We start from the raw sequence: 18,467 nt of genomic DNA on the forward strand, positions 1-18,467 counted from the left end.
AATAACCATAACGTGCGGGGTTATAGGAGGATTTTTTTGTGAACGACGTCTTAAGCGGGTTAATAAATAATATATTTTTCATTCTCTTTCCTCTTTTATATACCAGTTATTTATAAATGATACAAAAGGATACTTTTTCCACAATAATAAAATGATCCTTACGCTTCTTTATTCCATTTCTATTACCCTATGTATCCTTTTTCCATATCAGTTAATGGTACCAGAAGGCTTTCAGTTTGATTTACGACAAATACCGTTAATTATCGGTGCTTTGTATGGTGGCTATCATATCGCGTGGTGGTTATTTTTGGTTTCTGCAATTGTAAGGTATTTAACCGGTAGTGGTGGTGAAGGTTTATACCTAGCTCTTATTAATCAATTTGCTATTTTTCTTTTTGTTCCATTAGCAAAAGAATATTATTTTAAACTAAGGTATCATAAGCGCGTATTTGCTATTTCATTTATCGCTCTATTATCTCTGTTTTTTAATGCTATTGTAGGTTGGGTTTTCTTTCATGATCCGTTTTATGAGGCATGGGATTTTTGGGGAATGTTAATGCTAACCAATTTATCTTTACAGCTATTACGGCTATTTTTATTGAACAGATTATTAAAAATAATTACATTCAACAAAATATTGGTAAAAACGAAAAATTAGATATGGTTAGCCACCTAGCTGCATCAATCTCACATGAAATTAGAAACCCGCTACAAGTAATTAAAGGATTTATCCAGTTCCTAAAGACAGATGAACATGATAGTGAGAGACAAAAAGATTTTTTGAACATTATGGAAAAAGAGGTATCTTCAGCTGAACAGATTATTAGCGATTATTTAACATTTGCAAAACCTACATACGATAAAGTTGAAGTCATAGATATGAAAGCAGAGATTGAAAATGTCATTAATATTATCCAGCCTTATGCAAATTATTCATCTGTAAATGTGATCTGTGAAGAACTAGTTGAAGGAACTTATATTCGGGGAGATCGTCAAAAATTGAAGCAATGTTTAGTAAACATTGCTAGGAATTGTATAGAATCAATGCCTGATGGGGGAGAACTGAGGGTTCGGACTGAAGTGAAAAAGCAGAACTTACTAATTACAATGAAAGATACTGGCTTTGGTATGACGAAGGAACAAATTCAAAGATTAGGAGAACCGTATTTTTCGACGAATGAAAACGGGACAGGCTTAGGTATGATGGTTGTGTATAGTATTATTAAAAATATGAAAGGGACACTAACTGTTGATTCCGAAGTAGGGATAGGAACTTTTTTTTCTATTGAGTTTCCATTAAAAAGCTAGGGAGAGTCGTAAATATGTAATGAATTACCAACCATCTAAAATGACTTAGTAAATAACAAGGGCTTTCGTAGCTCTTTTTTTTATGCTCTTTTCTAATAGATTGTTGCTATTAGCTTTTTGGTCGTAACAAAGCGAATGTTTGGTTCTTTTCGCTTTGGGTGAAGCTTATTTATTCTCTAAAGACGACTTAAAGCAACAAAATTTACGGAAATTAGCCTATTTTTAATCTAAATAGTAGACAATCATTCTAGTATAGAAACCATTTGGCTGAACATAACATCGTAAATTGGTTTCAGCTCTGAAAGCAAACGTAGGGGACAATAATAATATTATGTAAACTAATTGATAAACTATCACGAACAGTAAGCCAAACACTTCCTTTAACTTCCCCCTTTACAAAGCAAACGTACATTCTCTATAATTTACTAGAAGAGAGGTGTGGTTGATTTGCTAAAAAAATTATCGCTCCAACAATTTATTAAGGAACTACGGGACGACGAAAATGTTGTTTATTGGCACGAAATTGCCGGTCAAGCGGCCAAAACCGTTCCGTTCTCGGCTAGTTTAGATAAAAGAATTATTGATGCGCTTAAAACAAGAGGCATCCATGAATTATATACACATCAAGGTACGGCATATGAGCTCGCTCGCACTGGAAAAAGTTTTACGGCGATCACTCCAACAGCTTCTGGAAAAACCCTTTGCTATAATTTGCCAGTGTTACAGCAAATTTGTGAGGATCCGACGAGTCGAGCATTATATATTTTTCCAACGAAAGCGCTCGCTCAAGATCAGCGTAGTGAATTAAACGAAATCATTGAGAAGATCGGTGCAGATATCAAGGGCTTCACTTATGATGGAGACACCGCTCCGAATATACGCCAAGTGGTACGGAAGGCTGGTCATATCGTCATTACAAATCCAGACATGCTTCATTCGGCAATATTACCGCATCATACGAAATGGGTATCCTTATTTGAAAATCTTAAATATGTCGTGATTGATGAACTTCATACATATCGTGGTGTTTTTGGAAGTCATGTCGCTAATGTCATTCGGCGCTTGAAACGAATTTGTGCTTATTATGGTAGTGATCCTATTTTTATATGTACGTCAGCGACGATTGCCAACCCCAAGGAGTTAAGTGAAAACTTAACAGGGAAAGAGATGACGGTCATAAATAATAACGGGGCTCCAAGAGGCAAAAAGCATTTTGTTTTTTATAACCCACCGATTGTCAACAAACCACTACAAATCAGAAAAAGCACTACTGTTGAAGTAAAGCGACTTGCTTCGAAACTACTAAAGAACAACATAAAAACGATTGTATTTGCTAGAAGTAGGGTACGGGTAGAAATTATCTTAAGTCACCTTCAAGAGTTAGTTGCTAAAGAACTTGGCAAGAAGTCAATCAGAGGGTACCGTGGTGGATACCTACCAAAGCAGCGCCGTGAGATTGAGCATGGATTACGTAATGGCGACATTAAAGGGGTTGTCAGCACAAATGCACTTGAATTGGGTGTGGACATTGGCCAACTTCAAGCATGTGTCATGACTGGTTACCCGGGGTCGATTGCGAGTGTTTGGCAACAAGCAGGCCGTGCGGGGCGCCGGCATGATGAAGCGTTAATTATCATGGTTGCCAATTCAAATCCAATCGATCAATTTTTAGTGCAGCAGCCTGAGTATTTCTTTGAAGCTACACCAGAACATGCGAGAATTAATCCCGATAATTTAATTATTTTGGTCGATCACCTAAAGTGTGCAGCTTATGAGCTACCTTTTAAACAAGGTGATTTATTTGATGGGGTTGACGTAGAGGATGTGCTTCATTTCTTAACAGAAGAACAAGTGTTGCATCATCAACAAAATAAGTGGTTTTGGATGAATGAATCGTTCCCAGCCCATAACATTAGTTTGCGTTCAGCTGCTCAAGAGAACGTAATTATTATTGATCAAACAGATGTAGCCAACGCCGAGGTTATTGGTGAGATGGACACCTTTAGCGCAATGACCTTACTTCATGACGAGGCTTTGTATCTTCATGAGGGAACACAATACCAAGTGGAGAAATTAGATTGGGAAGAAAAAAAGGCATTTGTAAGAGAAGTAGATGTTGATTATTTTACTGATGCGAATTTAGCTGTTCAACTTAAGGTATTAGAGGTGGATAAACAAAAAACACACTCAAGCTGTTCGATTGAATTTGGCGATGTAACCGTAAATGCGATGGCAACGATCTTTAAGAAGATTAAATTGTCGACCTTTGAAACGATCGGATCGGGACCAATTCACTTACCAGAGCAGGAACTCCATACAAATGCTACTTGGATTCAATTTGAAGAAAGTGTCCAAGTAGAAATTGGAAAAGAAGCATTAGAAAATGCCTTGATCGGTCTTTCTCATGTTTTACAAGCGGTAGCTAGCGTCTATGTGATGTGCGACCGTAATGACCTTCGCGCAGTTCCACAAATGAAGGCTGTCCATTCAGGAAAACCAACAATTTTCCTTTATGATCGTTATCCAGGTGGTGTTGGTTTAAGTGACGATGTGTATAAACACATCAGTGTCATATTAGAACGGACAAAGCAATACATCCAAGCTTGTTCGTGTGAAGACGGATGTCCTTCTTGTGTAGGTGTTGGCTCGAAAGAAGCGACAAAACAGCTTTCGTTATCATTATTATCGAGACTTATAGAGGTGAGCGAGATCGATGTCATTAAAAAGTAAGTTGTCTCGAATGAAAGGGCATATGCAATTATCAGAAAAGCCCGAGCGACCACAGGAGACGAAACAAACAGGTGATGGTCAGGATTGGTCGAGCATAAACGGGCAACTGCTCTTTTTAGAAGAGCAGTGGACGGTTTATCGGGAATTGGAATATCCGCTCAATTACCAATTAGGATCCCACCGTTTTTCTGAGCTAAAAGAGGTTGTTCAGCTTTGGAATGAGAGTGGTCTAACACATCCGCTAGCAACAAATGGACTAAGTGGGGATCAATTAATTTTCTTTGATACAGAAACCACAGGACTTGGAACAGGTACAGGGAATACGATTTTTTTACTAGGCTATTGTCATGTTGAAGGCGATGTTGTCAAGGTAAAGCAGTTTTTTCTTCCGGGACCAGCGCATGAAGCGGCTATGTACTACCACTTTTTACATGATGTGAAGGACCTGTCCAACCTTGTCACCTATAACGGCAAGGCTTTTGACTGGCCACAGGTAAAAACACGGCATACGTTAGTACGAGATCAGGTCCCTCATTTACCGAAGTTTGGTCATTATGATTTACTCCACGCTTCAAGAAGACTGTGGAAAGACACACTACCATCGTGCCGTCTATCTATTGTTGAAAAAGAGATTTTAGATATAAACAGAGAAGGTGATACTCCTGGCAGCTTGGCTCCTTTGTTGTATTTTGATTACCTTAGGGAGAAAGATCCAACAATCATTGAAGGTGTGTTGCGACATAATGAGATGGATGTTTTGGGACTTATCGTCCTTTATATTAAGCTTTCAAAAAAAATATTAAATAAGACAGCAAACACCTTTCATGAAACCTATGAAATCGCACGGTGGTTTGAAAAAGAAAAAGAACTCAAAACAGCGATGAGTTTATATGATTATGTAGCAAAAAGTCAATCTAGCAGGCAAAATGAAGCGATCTTTGCGTTAGGAATGCTTTTGAAAAAAGATAAACAGCTCGAAGAAGCGATCGAATGCTTCGTGTTATTAGCGGAAAAAGAAACGAGTGCTTCTGTAAAAGCGTGTATTGAACTAGCGAAAATTTATGAACATCAATTCAAAGACTTAAAAAAAGCAATTCATTATACGGAACTTGCCTACAATCGCCAAAAACTAATAGCGAGGATCCTAAAAGAGAAAAAACTTCTCGATGATTTAAGGGTAAGAATCGAACGTTTAAATAAAAAGCGGTAAAAACATCACTAGTTAAGAAGATATTGATGATTTTACCGCTTTATCTTTGCTATAGTAGATAGGTAAGGATGGTGGATATAGTGATTAAAGAAAAACAACTAACTAGACTAGAGGGAACATTTCCTTTTTCAAAAGAAGAACAAAACGATTGGTGAAGCTGCACGAGAAAAAAAGCACTGGAATGTTTGAAGTGGCTTTTTGTGGACACTTTTCTGCTGGGAAATCAACAATCCTAAATACATTATTAGGAGCGGAAGTTCTTCCCACAAGCCCAATCCCCACTAGTGCTAATATAATTGAAATCAAAAATGGGCTACAAGGTTTAACTGTTCATGCTAAAGAATCCCAACCAAAAGTGTGGCAAGGAGAAATTCCTTGGACAAAAGTTAGAGAGTGGGGGATGAACGGCGGTGAGATTACCAAAATGACGATTACGGCGCCCTTGCCGTTCCTTGGTGAGCATAGCTGTATTCTAGATACTCCTGGAGTTGATTCAACGGATGAGACGCACGAAGCGGTGACAGTTGAACAGCTTTATACAACAGATGCGATTGTTTATGTGATGGACTATAACCATGTTCAATCAGAAACAAATTTATATTTTTTAAAACAATTAACGTTGGAAAAAAAGTTGATTTATATTGTTATTAACCAAATCGATAAACATAACGAAGCGGAAATTCCCTTTTCATTGTTTAAGAAATCGATTGAAGAAGTCTTCGCTCGTTGGGATATTAAGTATTTTGGACTATATTTTACGTCGATGAAAAACACGGAGCATCCCCTAAATCAATTTTCGTTACTAGAAAAGCAACTTAAGGGCTTGTTGTTTCAAAGTAAACAGGTCACCGAAGGATCTCAGTTAAGACTAGAGCATGGATTTTATCAAGCTGTTTTGCATAGGCTTCAAGATGAGCAGCAAGAAATGACGCTTGAGTTAATCAGTGAGATGAAGGAAAAGGGCTACGATATTGAACAATTATCTGAAGGAGAAAAGCTAACCTCTCAAATGATTTCACTCAGAAACTTCGAGGAAGAGCTGTGGGGGCAGTTCGATCAAGAGCTTGGTACATTGTTTAAAAATGTTACGTTATTTCCAGCAATAACAACTGATTTGGCTCGTGATTGGATTGAAAGTTTACAGCCTGGTTTCAAAGTCGGTTTACTTTTCTCGAAAAAGAAAACGCTCGAGGAACAGGAAAGGCGTCTACAAAAGCTCGTTAATGAACTACAAGATAAGGTCAAATCTCAACTGGTCTTTCATGTTCAAAGCTATTTTCAGAAGGTCGATCGAACACAACTTTCTAATGTCGATGCTTTTGAAGAGGCCTATAGTAACCTGCCATACTTTGTCACCAAGGAGTTACTCAAAGAGCGTGTCTTAACCGCTCATGCTAGCCGTGAGTATGTTTTTACCTTCACCGGAGAAATTACCAATACGATTATAAAGGAAGTAAAAGCAAAGGCAAAAGCTTTAGTAGACATACAAATCTCGGGGATTAAACCCTATATAAATGAAGAGATAAAGAAGCTAGAGAACAAGCTAGCTAAGAACAAAGAAATTCAAGAATATAACATCAGGATAGAAAATGTAAAAGAGTCTTATCAAGAACTGTTAGAAAAAGTACAAAAGCGTTTAGAACAATTACCGCTTGATCGTAAGTTTTATGAACAGCTGAACCAGGCAATGCAAGGAACATATCCAGATCGTAAAAATGCTTTTACAAAGGTCATTTTTGAAAATGATAGCGTGATTAATACTGAGACAATTATTAAGAATAAGGAAGTGGCAATTAGCTTTTCGGAGGATGACACAGCTCGTTGGTTAGAAAACATAAAAAATACGTTACTGAAATTTCAAAAGACTAGCCTATTGGCACAGGAACGGGATCACCTTCTTGAGAGGATTGGCCGTTATGAAAAGCAAAACTATATTGTTTCATTATTTGGTGCCTTTAGTGCAGGGAAATCTAGCTTTGCGAACGCTCTTTTAGGAGACAATGTTTTACCGGTTTCTCCACATCCGACAACTGCTACTGTTAGTACTGTGCAAAAATCAACGGCAGAACATCCTCATGGGACTGTTGTTGTGACTTTAAAATCACAACAAAGCTTGAATGAGGAAATTGTCACTGTCGCTGAGCAAATTGATCTGAAGCTAACACTAAAAACGCTTCACACTTGGAAGCCATCAATGAAGGACTTTATTTCAAGTTGGCAAAAAACATATGCGGAGTATTTAGTCACGATCCAGACTAGTACAGAGGAAAGTGAATGGACATTAGGGACAGACTTATATGTTTCACTAGAAGAATTGCAAGGTTTCGTAGCAGATGAAAGTAAGGCGTGTTTAATTGAAAAGGTTCATATCTATTACGATGCACCAATTACTCTAAAAGGGATTGTCTTAGTTGATACACCTGGTGTGAACTCAATTCATGGTCGACATACGAATGTGGCTTTCCAACAAATGAGATCTTCTGACGCGATTTTTTATTTAACCTACTATAATCATGCTTTTTCGAAGGCGGATCAATACTTTTTACAACAATGGCGAAAGTAAACGAAAGTTTTCAGCAAGATAAATTGTATTTTATTATTAATGCTGCTGACTTAGCTAGTAGTGAAGGTGAGTTACACGGTGTAAGAAAGCATGTTTATGATCAACTAGTTAGAAATGGTCTTGAAGAACCGCGCCTTTATCATTTATCTAGTAAAGAGGGGCTGCTTGATAAAAAGCAGGGAACCGATCAAGAAACGAGCTTTTCACAGTTTGAGTGTGCGTTTTATGATTATACGATCTTAGAATTGAAGCAGCTTAGCGTGACCCTGATTACAAATGAACTAAAGCAATTTATCAATAAAGCAAATGATAGTATCAGTTTCATGAAGGAAGAAACCGTCATAAAAGAGCAAAAACATCAACAGTTTAAGGATATTGTTGCTACCCAAATGAAAAAAGTAGATAGCTCTTCGTTTGCCTATGCAACGCGCGATGTGCTTCATGAATTTGAACAGTTAGTCCTCTATTTACGAGAAAGAATGCGGTTCGTCTTAAATGATTACTTTGGTAGTGCGATTAACGTTTCTGTAATAACAGGCAGTAGCAAAAGAGAGCTTCATGCCCAGTTAGCTGCACAAATCAAAGAATGGAGAGGGTTAGGCGAATATTTTCTAAAGCAAGAACTAGGAGCAACCGCTATTCGAATGGAAGAAGCAATGAAAGGTCGAGCAAAAAAATGGATCGCAGATGAAGAAATTGTGCTACAAAAAGAACTTCCTTTTCTGTTTGTTGATCAAGATATTGAAATTGAGTCAATCAATGTTCCACTCCAAGACCTGCACATGACAATTGAGGCTACTAATTATCTCACCTTTCTTAAGACGAAAAAGGACTTCTTTGAAAATGGCATGATTAAGAACTTAAAAGAGGTACTTGTGTTAGATGGGGTGGAGAAGGCGAGTAACGTTATTGAAGAAAGTACACAACGATATCGAGACGCCTTTGAACTCTATTTTCAGGAATTAGAGAATATGCTAAAGCTCCGATTAAAAGATGCAATTTTACATGAATTAAACCGTTTTGAAGCACTATTTGATCAGACAGAGCTTACGTTGCTAGAAGAAGAACATCAAGAGCTACGTAAATACGTTTTCTAAATTTGTTTTGGTGAGGATGTGTGATGGTGAACCAAGTTGACCACAAAAAGCTTCGAGATACGCCACCTTTTGATATTTTAACAGAAGTAGAATTTGCAGGGATTACGAAAGAGGCAAGTTACTTTTGTTTAAAAAAAATGAATTTTTGTTTCATGAGGATGAGGAGGAGATTGAGCTTTACTTTTTAGTAGCAGGTTCGGCAAAAAACATTCTTCATAAAACGAATGGGGAACAGTTTTCCGTTCGTTATTATTATCCTGGAGATTTAATTGGTTTAATGATTATGCTAGCTGGTGGACAGATGACGTTTTCCGTTCAAGCAATTCAAGATTGTGAAGTCATTCTTTTGAAGAAAACGGCTTTGTTACAAGTCATGACTGATAATAAAGCCTTTTCTGAAATCGTATTAGAAGGCATCGGCGATCGGATGAAAACTTTATACGATGAAATAAAACAAGAACATAACCGGGAGGATACGGAAAATATCCCGCTATTCGTACGAGAGTTGACTTGATTATGAATAAAGCAACAACGATATCAGTTGACGATACCATTGTTTCAGCTGCTAGACGACTACGTTCACAAACGAGCACAGGGTTAGTGGTTGTGGATAATGAAAATCGCCTAATCGGGACCGTAACACAAAGAGACCTGTTACATGTGATCGTTTCAGGTGAAACGAACAAGCTTGTAAAGGATATTATGAACAAGAGGCCATATTGGGCTACTGTCGATTCGTTTTCATATGATGTGCTATCGTACTTTAAGGATGATCATGTTGATTTTATCCCTGTACTTAGGCAAGACAAAGTGGTCGGGACTTTAACCGCGGAATCATTTCTACAGCTGCAAGATTCAAATTATGTCAATTTAACTCACGGGATAGATCATGCAGTCACGCTTGAACGGTTAGTAAAATTTTCTACAATCACAAACCGTTTGTTCATCGATTTGTCGAGGTATTGTTAGCAGAAAATACGTATGCCTATGATGTTTGCGAGCTTATTTCAAATTACAATGATAAAATGCATCGCCAAGTTATTAAACTTGCGTTAAGAGAGATGAAAAACGAAGGGTTTGGCACGCCTCCTATTAATTACTGTTTTATTGTCATGGGGAGTCAGGGGAGGAAGGAACAAGCGTTTAGTACGGACCAAGATAATGGATTGATCCTTGATAATTATGAGCATTTGCCAAACAAACAAGAGATTGAGGATTACTTTAAAACCTTTGCTGAAAAAGTCAATGCAGGCTTACTTGCATGTGGATTTCCTCTTTGTACTGGAGGTGTAATGGCAAAAAATACAAAATGGCGTCGTTCTCTTCAAGAGTGGACTTCGGAAGTTGAGCGCTGGGTCAAGGAAACTGACGCTGAAGAAATTAGAGATTTTACGATTTTTATTGACTATCGACCTATTTTTGGTGATTTTCTTTAGCTAGTCGACTACGAGAGGCAACAACTGCAATTGTAACAAAAGGAAAAATCCTTCACTTGTTGTTAATGAAGGATACGATTAGATTTCGTGTCCCATTAAACCCATTTGGGATGATTACGACTTCAGGAAAGGAACATGCGATCAACCTGAAAAAAGCAGCAATCATGCAAATAATTAATGGGATACGGATTTTTGCAATTAAGAATGGAGTAACCGAAGAAAATACAATCAAACGACTTCATTTGTTGAAGGAGATGGAAGTTCTTCACCCCCGTGATGTAAAAAATGCCGAAACGGCCCTACACATTCTGATGAAAATGAGATTGGAAAACAATATCCGGCAGCTTAGAACCGAGCAACCTTTATCAAATGAATTGTCATTAGATACGGTTGACAAAGAAGAACGAAAAATTCTTAAAGAAGCCTTAAGTATTGCTAAACGTCTTCAGCAAATGAGTGAACTCAGTTTTGGCCGGAAGCGGGGAATTTAAATGGAGCCAATCCCATCCATCCGAATTATCAAATATGTTTTGTTTGATCAATTTCAGTACAAGAATAAACAACAAAAATACTTAGATGTAAACTTTCAACAACAGCTTATCAAATATCTGTACAAAAACAATCCGACACTATCTTTAAAACAAAGCTTAGAGGAAACAACCTTTACTGTTTTCGATTTAGAAACAACAGGATTTTTCCCCAGACTAGGTGACGAGATCGTTTCGATTGGTGCGATGAAAATGAATGTTAATCAAATAAAGTTTCCGGAACACTTTTATGAGGTAATCTCGCCAATTGGTGAAATCCCCGATTATATTTATGAACTAACCAACCTTACAAAAGAACAGGTAGGAAATGGTAAAACATTTCAAGAGGCATTTTTAAAATTTTTGCAGTTTAGTCAAGACACTGTATTAGTTGCTCATCCAGCCTCATTTGATGTTCATTTTTTAAAAGTTATGGCGAAACGTTGGGGCCTACCTAAGTATAATCCATTATTCATAGATTCCTATTTTCTTGCTAATTTCCTGCAACCGAAAGTAAACAATAAATTAGACGGACTAGTCTCCTACTTTCATATTGAACCGAAAGAGCGTCATCATGCGCTTAATGACGCGCAAATGACAGCGGAAATTTTTATGAAGCTGTTAATGATGTTAAAGAAAAAAGACATTCATACAATTGAAGATTATTTGAAAATTAGAGGGAAAAAGAAGGGGAAGTTGATTGTAAGAAAAGCGCAAGCGCCTATTTAAGCCCCGACAAAAGCTACTGACCTCGTTTACAACATGTGTTACTTCTAGAGTTACCACATGCAGCTTTGCCTCGAGGACCTACTGGACCACAGAGGCAGCATTTAATTGAACATGGAAAAAAGGTTGACTAGTAACAGTCAACCTCTCTTTCTAACCGTTTGAAGTACGATCAATTTTATTCTTCAGGTCTTGGACCAGGTTCTAAATTAGAGTTCGTTTTCGTCATTACGGCTTTTACTGTAGCATCACCACTGACGCGGACTTGACATGACAAACGAATGTTATCTCCATTATGCCCTTTGTTTGCTAATGTTTGTTGTTCTTGTTCTGATATTGGACCAAAGTCTCCTTCGATAACTTCCACTCTACAAGATGTGCACTTAGCTTTTCCTCCACACCGATGTAAAATGTCGACACCATTATCTTCTAATACATGGACGAGCTTTTTTCCTTCCTCTCCTTCAAAAGAGAGGTAATCAATGACGTTTATCGTTGCCAACCTTCATTCCACCTTTCTATTTATCCATTATTTATTGCCGAGAAATCAAGGAAATATATTTCCTGGGTAAGCGCAAAAACAGCGTTATTTCGGGGTTTTGTGCCTATTGTCGCAAATTTCAGATTACTAAAATGTAGAAAAAACTCGCACTATGACACTTTTTACGATTATACCATAATTTCCTATTGTCATTGTTTCGTTTTCTCAATAAAATATACGTTGTATGTAAAGAAATTATTATGTTAATTGGAGAGATTACGATGGCGTTTTATATATTAGTGATGTTTTTCGTTATGATTGGCTTGACTTTTTATGTTATGACTGGAATTTCGTGAGTTTTTGAATAAATTAGGTGAATACACTAGTACATCTGCGCCGGTTTCTTCATAGGTTGATATTGTACCAATAAAAAAAGGAGGAAACCAAAATGTTCTTTCCAAGACCAAGACCAGCTGTACAATCTCAAGTGTTGCCACCGCGTATTCACCCTACTCAACAAAATGTAGTATATAATTGCTGCGAGTATATTGTGCCAGAGGTTCATCCTACTCATACAACAGTAGTGAACAAACACCTTTATAAGCACTATCATAACTTCCCGCAAACTGTATCACAAGTTGATCAGGTTGCAAATCAGCAATTTATGTGCCCGCCAGGACCACCAATGCCTGCACCAGGACCAGGAGTTGCAGGACCAGGGTTTGGAGCACCAGGAGTTGGACCACGTCGTCGCTTCTTCTAATTTGAAATAGTGGCATTTCATTTAAAGGGTATGGCATAATTACTATGCATGCCCTTTTTTAAAAGATAATAATTTATAAAATTTCAACGTAATAACTGTCTAGCTCCACCGCCCAGCCCCTCGAGGTCAAATAACCTTCGAGAATAAAAGTGAAAGAGCACACTTTTTTTCTCGAAGAACATTTGCTAGTCGGGGCTTAACAGGGCGCTTGCGCTTTTCTTATTGGTCATGATTATTTTTTAGTAGGTGTATAAAAAATGGTAAAAGTATTAGCTGTAACAGGCTATAAGACCCACGAGTTAGGAATTTTTGATGAGAAACATCCAGGGATAAAATATATAAAGAAGGTTTTAGAGAAACGCTTACTTTCTTTTATCGACGATGGATTAGAGTGGGTATTAATCTCCGGTCAACTTGGGGTTGAGCTTTGGTGTGCTGAAGTGGTTATTGAACTTAAGCGTAACTATCCGCAACTTAAGCTCGCGGTTTTGACCCCTTTTTTAAACCAAGAAAGTAATTGGAATGAATTAAAAAAAGAACAGTACAATCGAGTTTTACAACAAGCAGATTTTGTCGATAGTATTACTAAGAGGGAGTATGAAAACCCAAGTCAGTTGAAATTAAAAAACCAATTCATCATTGAGAAAAGCGACGGACTTTTAGTCATTTACGATGATGACAAACCAGGTTCACCTAGTTACTATATAACATATGCGAAAGCACGCACTGAAAATAGTAATTATCAATTATTTTACATATTTCCAGATGAAATTGAACAAGTTTACCAAGATGAAATGTTTGATTGGTAATTTTCTAATTGACAACTTCATAATGTTTTGAAAAAATATAGAAAATGATGGTGTATATTCATAGCATTAACATTTCTTCTATAGAATAAATGTAAACTTAGGCTTAGTCATAGTCTTGAAACGTTATTCATTGAAAACACATTATAATTATCTTAACTTATAGAGGTGAACGGAGCATGGTTGAAAAGAAGGTTTCACAACTAACACCAAAAGAGATACTAGAAAAAGAATTTAAGACTAGCTTAAAAGGTTATAACCAAGATGAAGTTGATAAATTTTTAGATGCTGTAATAAAAGATTATGAGTTATTTCAAAAAAGAATTGATCTTCTTGTAAGTGAAAATACAAGGTTAAAGCAAGAAGCAGAAAAACTTGCTCAACAGCAAACACGACCAACCCCTACAGTTGGCAATACGAACTATGATATTTTAAAGAGGTTATCAAATCTAGAGAAACATGTATTTGGGGATAAACTTTTTGACTAAGGAGTAGTTACATTGATCGAAGTATATATTGATGGCGCTAGTACTGGCAACCCAGGGCAAGCGGGTGCTGGAATTTTTATTAAAGCAAATGGGACCGTCAAACATTATTCAATTCCACTGGGAGAGATGACAAGTCATGAAGCTGAATTCTGGGCATTAATCAAAGCTCTAGAAATTTGCACTGAGAGTAGCTACTCAGTTGTTTCGTTTCGGACTGATTCTAAAATCGTGGAAGATACAGTCGAAAAACGGTATGCAAAGCGAGAGCCTTTCAAGACTCTGATCGACAAAGCGGTAACCTATATAGATAACTTCGATTTATTTTTTATTAAATGGGTTCCAAGTAAATCGAACCCTGCTGATCAACTTGCAAAAAAAGCAATTCAACTAAACAGGAAATAATTCCCGGTTGGAATTATTCTGTAGTAATGATATACTTATTTTTGTCGTCATGACGACAGCCAATAGGCGTTCAGGTAATTGCTGCATCTTTTGATGTTGAGGAAAGTCCATGCTCGCACGGTCTGCGATGACCGTAGTGTTCGTGCCTAGCGAAGTCATAAGCTAGGGTAGTTTGGTTTCGACTGAGCTAACGGCAGGGAACGCACCTAAGTCTTCTAGATATGGTGTTAATACCTTGAAAGTGCCACAGTGACGGAGTCTACTCGGAAACGAGTAGAGTGGAACGAGGTAAACCCCACGAGCGAGAAACCCAAATTTGGTAGGGGAACCTTCTTGAGGGAATTGAACCAAGAGAAGGACAAGGAGCTTTGCTTCTTGTAGATAGATGATTACCACCGGAGTACGAGGTGAATAGCCGCTTGCAGTACAAAGGAACAAAACATGGCTTATCGAACGCTTATAGCTAAAACTCTTTATATGTAAATGAGAACTCTACACTTATTGTGTGGGGTTTTTCTTTTTTAGTTTAGAGTGTAGAGTGTAAAGTTTAGAGTTGTTGAGGGCATAATCGGTGAAGTTTTTTTAGTTTAGAGTGTAGAGTGTAGAGTGATTGTGGGCATAATCAATGAAGTCTTTTTTAAGTTTAGAATGTAGAGTTGTTCGAGTGTTAAGAGACTTCGGAGCTCTTGCATTCACAACTTTACACTCTACACTCTAAACTCTACACTATTAGACATTTTACATTCTACATTCTATAATGGTAGAAGCAAATTTTAACCGAGAGAGGATATATTATGGGAAACATTAAATTAATTGCAACTGCATCTATGGGGCTTGAAGCAATAGTCGCTCGAGAAGTAAAAGATTTAGGGTATGAAAACGTACAAGTGGAAAATGGTAAAGTTATCATTGAAGCAGATGAAAAGGCGATTACTAGGCTGAATTTATGGCTTAGATCAGCGGATCGCGTAAAATTAGTCGTTGGAGAGTTTAAGGCAACAACATTTGATGAACTTTTCGAAAAAACGAAAGCACTGCCATGGGCACAGTGGATCCCTGAAAATGGTGAATTCCCTGTCATTGGGAAGTCGGTTAAGTCAACCTTATTTAGCGTGTCCGACTGCCAAGCCATTGTAAAAAAAGCAGTTGTTGAGAGTATGAAAAAAACATATAAGCGGGCGTGGTTTGATGAAGATGGACCTTTCTTTCGGATTGAGGTGGCTTTATTAAAAGATATCGTTACGCTAACAATTGATACGAGTGGAACTGGTTTACATAAACGTGGGTATCGTTATCTCCATAGTGAAGCACCACTAAAAGAAACAATGGCAGCTGCAATGCTTATGCTGACAAACTGGCATCCAGATCGTCCATTTTGGGATCCATTTTGCGGTTCAGGGACACTGTCGATTGAAGCAGCGATGATTGGACAAAATATTGCACCAGGCTTTAATCGTGATTTTGCTTCACAAGATTGGGAGTGGGTTGGGCAAAATAATTGGAGTTTAGCGATGGAAGAAGCTGAAGACCTTGCCAATTACGACCAACCGCTTCAAATTATCGGTACGGATATTGATCATAATATGGTCGATCTTTCGATTAACAATGCTAGAGAAGCAGGTTTTGGGGACATGCTTCAATTCAAACAAATGCAAGTGAAAGATATTTCAACAAAGCTAGAATACGGTGTAATTGTCGGAAACCCTCCATACGGGGAGCGTATCGGCGAATTAGCTGAAGTTGAACATATGTATAAAGAAATGGGCCGAGCTTTTGCTAAGCTTGATACTTGGTCAGTTTACATGTTAACTTCCCATGAAGGCTTTGAAGAGTTGTATGGAAAAAAGGCCTCAAAGAAGCGTAAACTATATAACGGAAATATAAAGACTGACTTTTATCAATTTTTTGGACCGAGACCGCCAAGAGTTTAAAGTTAAGAGTTTTGAGTGATGAGTGATGAGTTGGCGAAAGTTATAGCTTCGAAGCAATACCTTCAATTAACTCAAAACTCAACACTCAAAACTTTTATTGTTTCGATAGTCTAAACTTTAATAACTTGAAATAATCTGCTAAGATAGTAAATATACATAAAATTTTGAATTAGGGGTGGATACATATGACTGCAAAGCTTAGTCAAGTTTGGGATTTAGAATCAATCTTTCCAGGTGGTAGTGATTCTTCTCAGTTTCACGCTTTCTTAGAAACAATGGAAAATGATCTTAAAAAACTTCATGATGGTGTACATGGTAATAACGCAACAGTTGAAGAATTGACGACGTGGATCCTAGAAGTTCAAGAATTAGCAAAACGAAGCAGACAAGCTGGGGCTTTCCTAAGTTGTTTGAATGCACAAAATGTGAAGGATGCTAAAGCAAAACAGCTTCTAGGTACCGTAAGTCAAACACGTACAATTTTAGAAGCTATCCTAACAAACATTGACGATCAATTATTAAAGATGGATGAGGAAAACTGGTTAACATTAATTGAGCAAGATGTGTTTACAGAAGTTACATATCCACTTGTGGAAAGACGTTTACGTGCCAAAGAAAAACTGTCACCAAGGGAAGAAACACTGATTCAAAAGCTAGCTGTTGATGGTTATCATGCATGGGGTCAGCTTTATGATACGGTCGTCGGACGAATGAAAATCACAGTGGAAGAAGACGGAGAAGTACAGGAACTTTCTGTTGGTCAAGCCGATAACAAAATGAGCAGTGGAAATAGAGAGTTACGTGAACAGGTTTCGAAAAAGTGGGAAGAAGCTTGGGCTGGCGAAGCAGATTTATGCGCTGATGCTCTAAATCACCTAGCAGGATTTAGATTACAGGTTTATGGTGAAAGAGGCTGGGACCAAGTATTACAGGAGCCACTTGAAATTAACCGTATGTCCCAAGAAACACTTGATGCCATGTGGAATACAATTACAGAAAATAAACCGAAATTTGTAGAATTCCTTCAACGCAAAGCGGAAATCCTTGGAGTAGAAAAGTTAAGCTGGCATGATGTGTTTGCACCATTATCAAAGGATGTACCTGAGGTGAGCTATGACGAGGCGGCAGATATTATTATCAACCAATTTCAGCAATTGACTCCTGAAATGGCTGAGTTTACAAAAGAAGCTTTTGATAAGAGTTGGATCGAGGCAGAAAGCCGTCCTGGGAAGCGTCCTGGTGGTTTCTGTACAAGTTTCCCATTAAGTAAAGAATCACGTATTTTTATGACTTATGCAGGGACAGCTTCAAATGTTTCTACGTTAGCTCATGAATTAGGGCATGCGTTCCATCAGCATGTGATGAATGATTTACCTTATTTAGCACAAGGCTATGCGATGAATGTAGCTGAAACAGCTTCAACGTTTGCTGAGATGGTTGTTGCTGATGCAACGGTGAAAAATGCTTCTACTAAAGAAGAACACTTGACGCTATTAGAAGACAAGGTAAGTCGTAGTATAGCGTTCTTTATGAACATTCATGCTCGTTTCCTTTTTGAAACAAGATTTTATGAAGAGCGTAAGAAAGGCTTAGTAAGTGTTGCACGTTTAAATGAGCTAATGGAACAAGCTCAAAAAGATGCCTTTAACGATTCTTTAGGTGAGTATCACCCGCACTTCTGGGCGTCTAAACTGCATTTTATATCACAGGTGTACCGTTTTATAATTTCCCGTACACATTTGGTTATTTGTTTAGTATGGGTATCTATGCTCTTGCACTTAAAGAAGGCGAAGGGTTTGAGCAGAAGTATATTAGTTTACTTCGTGATACAGGAAGAATGCGTGTTGAGGACCTAGCAATGAAGCATTTAAATGTTGATTTAACGAAGCCTGAATTCTGGCAGGGAGCTGTGGATTTAGCAGCTGCAGATGTTGATGAATTCTTAAAGTTAACGAAAAAAGCATAAAACGTGTTTTTCTGGATAACCTACTTATGAAAA

17 protein-coding genes, 1 other RNA gene and 1 pseudogene are annotated in these 18,467 nt (G+C 37.7%); 18 read left to right on the forward strand and 1 reads right to left on the reverse strand.

Going from position 1 to position 18,467, the window contains the following annotated elements:
- Positions 1-151 precede the first annotated feature (151 nt).
- From H1D32_RS09645 to H1D32_RS09695, 11 genes are all read left to right on the forward strand, one after another.
- Positions 152-658, forward strand: coding sequence for a LytS/YhcK type 5TM receptor domain-containing protein (locus H1D32_RS09645; protein ID WP_261178071.1), 507 nt, complete (start codon positions 152-154; stop codon positions 656-658).
- A complete protein-coding gene (locus tag H1D32_RS09650) occupies positions 544-1,308 on the forward strand; it encodes a sensor histidine kinase (RefSeq protein ID WP_261178072.1) in 765 nt (254 codons plus the stop codon). The genes H1D32_RS09645 and H1D32_RS09650 overlap by 115 nt, the downstream gene beginning before the upstream one ends.
- Before the next feature lie 447 nt (positions 1,309-1,755).
- Entirely contained in the window at positions 1,756-4,038 is a 2,283-nt protein-coding gene (locus H1D32_RS09655) for a DEAD/DEAH box helicase (RefSeq protein WP_261178073.1), read from the forward strand.
- Complete coding sequence (locus H1D32_RS09660; protein ID WP_261178074.1) at positions 4,022-5,248, forward strand: ribonuclease H-like domain-containing protein; 1,227 nt, start codon at positions 4,022-4,024, stop codon at positions 5,246-5,248. Before H1D32_RS09655 ends, H1D32_RS09660 begins: the two co-directional genes overlap by 17 nt.
- Before the next feature lie 151 nt (positions 5,249-5,399).
- Positions 5,400-7,811 carry a dynamin family protein gene (locus tag H1D32_RS09665; protein WP_261178250.1) on the forward strand — a complete coding sequence of 804 codons (2,412 nt, stop codon included), beginning with the start codon at positions 5,400-5,402 and terminating at the stop codon, positions 7,809-7,811.
- 23 nt (positions 7,812-7,834) lie between these two features.
- The gene (locus tag H1D32_RS09670) at positions 7,835-8,908 is read left to right on the forward strand and encodes a P-loop NTPase family protein (RefSeq protein ID WP_261178075.1); all 1,074 of its coding nucleotides are present in this window, start codon (positions 7,835-7,837) and stop codon (positions 8,906-8,908) included.
- A gap of 124 nt (positions 8,909-9,032) precedes the next feature.
- On the forward strand, positions 9,033-9,422 hold the full coding sequence (locus H1D32_RS09675) for a Crp/Fnr family transcriptional regulator (protein ID WP_261178076.1): 390 nt from the start codon (positions 9,033-9,035) through the stop codon (positions 9,420-9,422).
- 2 nt (positions 9,423-9,424) lie between these two features.
- Positions 9,425-9,877, forward strand: coding sequence for a CBS domain-containing protein (locus H1D32_RS09680; RefSeq protein WP_261178077.1), 453 nt, complete (start codon positions 9,425-9,427; stop codon positions 9,875-9,877).
- Complete coding sequence (locus H1D32_RS09685; protein WP_261178078.1) at positions 9,871-10,344, forward strand: DUF294 nucleotidyltransferase-like domain-containing protein; 474 nt, start codon at positions 9,871-9,873, stop codon at positions 10,342-10,344. The genes H1D32_RS09680 and H1D32_RS09685 overlap by 7 nt, the downstream gene beginning before the upstream one ends.
- Positions 10,345-10,409: 65 nt before the next feature.
- A complete protein-coding gene (locus H1D32_RS09690; RefSeq protein ID WP_261178251.1) occupies positions 10,410-10,835 on the forward strand; it encodes a putative nucleotidyltransferase substrate binding domain-containing protein in 426 nt (141 codons plus the stop codon).
- Complete coding sequence (locus H1D32_RS09695) at positions 10,836-11,600, forward strand: 3'-5' exonuclease (protein WP_261178079.1); 765 nt, start codon at positions 10,836-10,838, stop codon at positions 11,598-11,600. It begins immediately after the preceding gene.
- A 175-nt stretch (positions 11,601-11,775) separates the two neighbouring features.
- On the opposite strand, the gene H1D32_RS09700 is transcribed toward H1D32_RS09695, so the two are convergent.
- A complete protein-coding gene (locus H1D32_RS09700; RefSeq protein WP_261178080.1) occupies positions 11,776-12,099 on the reverse strand; it encodes a (2Fe-2S)-binding protein in 324 nt (107 codons plus the stop codon).
- 427 nt (positions 12,100-12,526) lie between these two features.
- Here H1D32_RS09700 and H1D32_RS09705 point away from each other — a divergent pair, with 427 nt between their 5' ends.
- From H1D32_RS09705 to H1D32_RS09735, 7 genes and pseudogenes are all read left to right on the forward strand, one after another.
- On the forward strand, positions 12,527-12,841 hold the full coding sequence (locus tag H1D32_RS09705; RefSeq protein WP_261178081.1) for a spore coat protein: 315 nt from the start codon (positions 12,527-12,529) through the stop codon (positions 12,839-12,841).
- Positions 12,842-13,098: 257 nt separating this feature from the next.
- Entirely contained in the window at positions 13,099-13,650 is a 552-nt protein-coding gene (locus H1D32_RS09710; RefSeq protein WP_261178082.1) for an SLOG family protein, read from the forward strand.
- A gap of 176 nt (positions 13,651-13,826) precedes the next feature.
- The gene (gene gpsB, locus H1D32_RS09715) at positions 13,827-14,135 is read left to right on the forward strand and encodes a cell division regulator GpsB (protein ID WP_261178083.1); all 309 of its coding nucleotides are present in this window, start codon (positions 13,827-13,829) and stop codon (positions 14,133-14,135) included.
- Positions 14,136-14,147: 12 nt separating this feature from the next.
- Positions 14,148-14,537, forward strand: coding sequence for a reverse transcriptase-like protein (locus tag H1D32_RS09720; protein WP_261178084.1), 390 nt, complete (start codon positions 14,148-14,150; stop codon positions 14,535-14,537).
- A 66-nt stretch (positions 14,538-14,603) separates the two neighbouring features.
- Positions 14,604-14,991, forward strand: an RNA gene (gene rnpB / locus H1D32_RS09725) — RNase P RNA component class B.
- A 340-nt stretch (positions 14,992-15,331) separates the two neighbouring features.
- Positions 15,332-16,468, forward strand: a complete 1,137-nt coding sequence (locus H1D32_RS09730) for a THUMP domain-containing class I SAM-dependent RNA methyltransferase (RefSeq protein WP_261178085.1) — start codon at positions 15,332-15,334, stop codon at positions 16,466-16,468.
- 185 nt (positions 16,469-16,653) lie between these two features.
- Positions 16,654-18,434, forward strand: a pseudogene (locus H1D32_RS09735) (M3 family oligoendopeptidase).
- Positions 18,435-18,467 lie beyond the last annotated feature (33 nt).

Origin of the sequence: Anaerobacillus sp. CMMVII, assembly GCF_025377685.1 — a bacterium.
In the GTDB taxonomy this organism is placed as follows: Bacteria; Bacillota; Bacilli; order Bacillales; family Anaerobacillaceae; genus Anaerobacillus.

Excerpts from the sequence above, each read along its gene's own strand:
- H1D32_RS09710 (WP_261178082.1), top strand. The coding sequence starts at position 13,099 with ATGGTAAAAGTATTAGCTGTAACAGGCTATAAGACCCACGAGTTAGGA.
- H1D32_RS09695 (WP_261178079.1), top strand. The coding sequence starts at position 10,836 with ATGGAGCCAATCCCATCCATCCGAATTATCAAATATGTTTTGTTTGAT.
- H1D32_RS09690 (WP_261178251.1), top strand. The coding sequence starts at position 10,410 with ATGAAGGATACGATTAGATTTCGTGTCCCATTAAACCCATTTGGGATG.
- H1D32_RS09705 (WP_261178081.1), top strand. The coding sequence starts at position 12,527 with ATGTTCTTTCCAAGACCAAGACCAGCTGTACAATCTCAAGTGTTGCCA.
- H1D32_RS09680 (WP_261178077.1), top strand. The coding sequence starts at position 9,425 with ATGAATAAAGCAACAACGATATCAGTTGACGATACCATTGTTTCAGCT.
- H1D32_RS09645 (WP_261178071.1), top strand. The coding sequence starts at position 152 with ATGATCCTTACGCTTCTTTATTCCATTTCTATTACCCTATGTATCCTT.
- H1D32_RS09660 (WP_261178074.1), top strand. The coding sequence starts at position 4,022 with ATGTCATTAAAAAGTAAGTTGTCTCGAATGAAAGGGCATATGCAATTA.
- H1D32_RS09730 (WP_261178085.1), top strand. The coding sequence starts at position 15,332 with ATGGGAAACATTAAATTAATTGCAACTGCATCTATGGGGCTTGAAGCA.
- gpsB (WP_261178083.1), top strand. The coding sequence starts at position 13,827 with ATGGTTGAAAAGAAGGTTTCACAACTAACACCAAAAGAGATACTAGAA.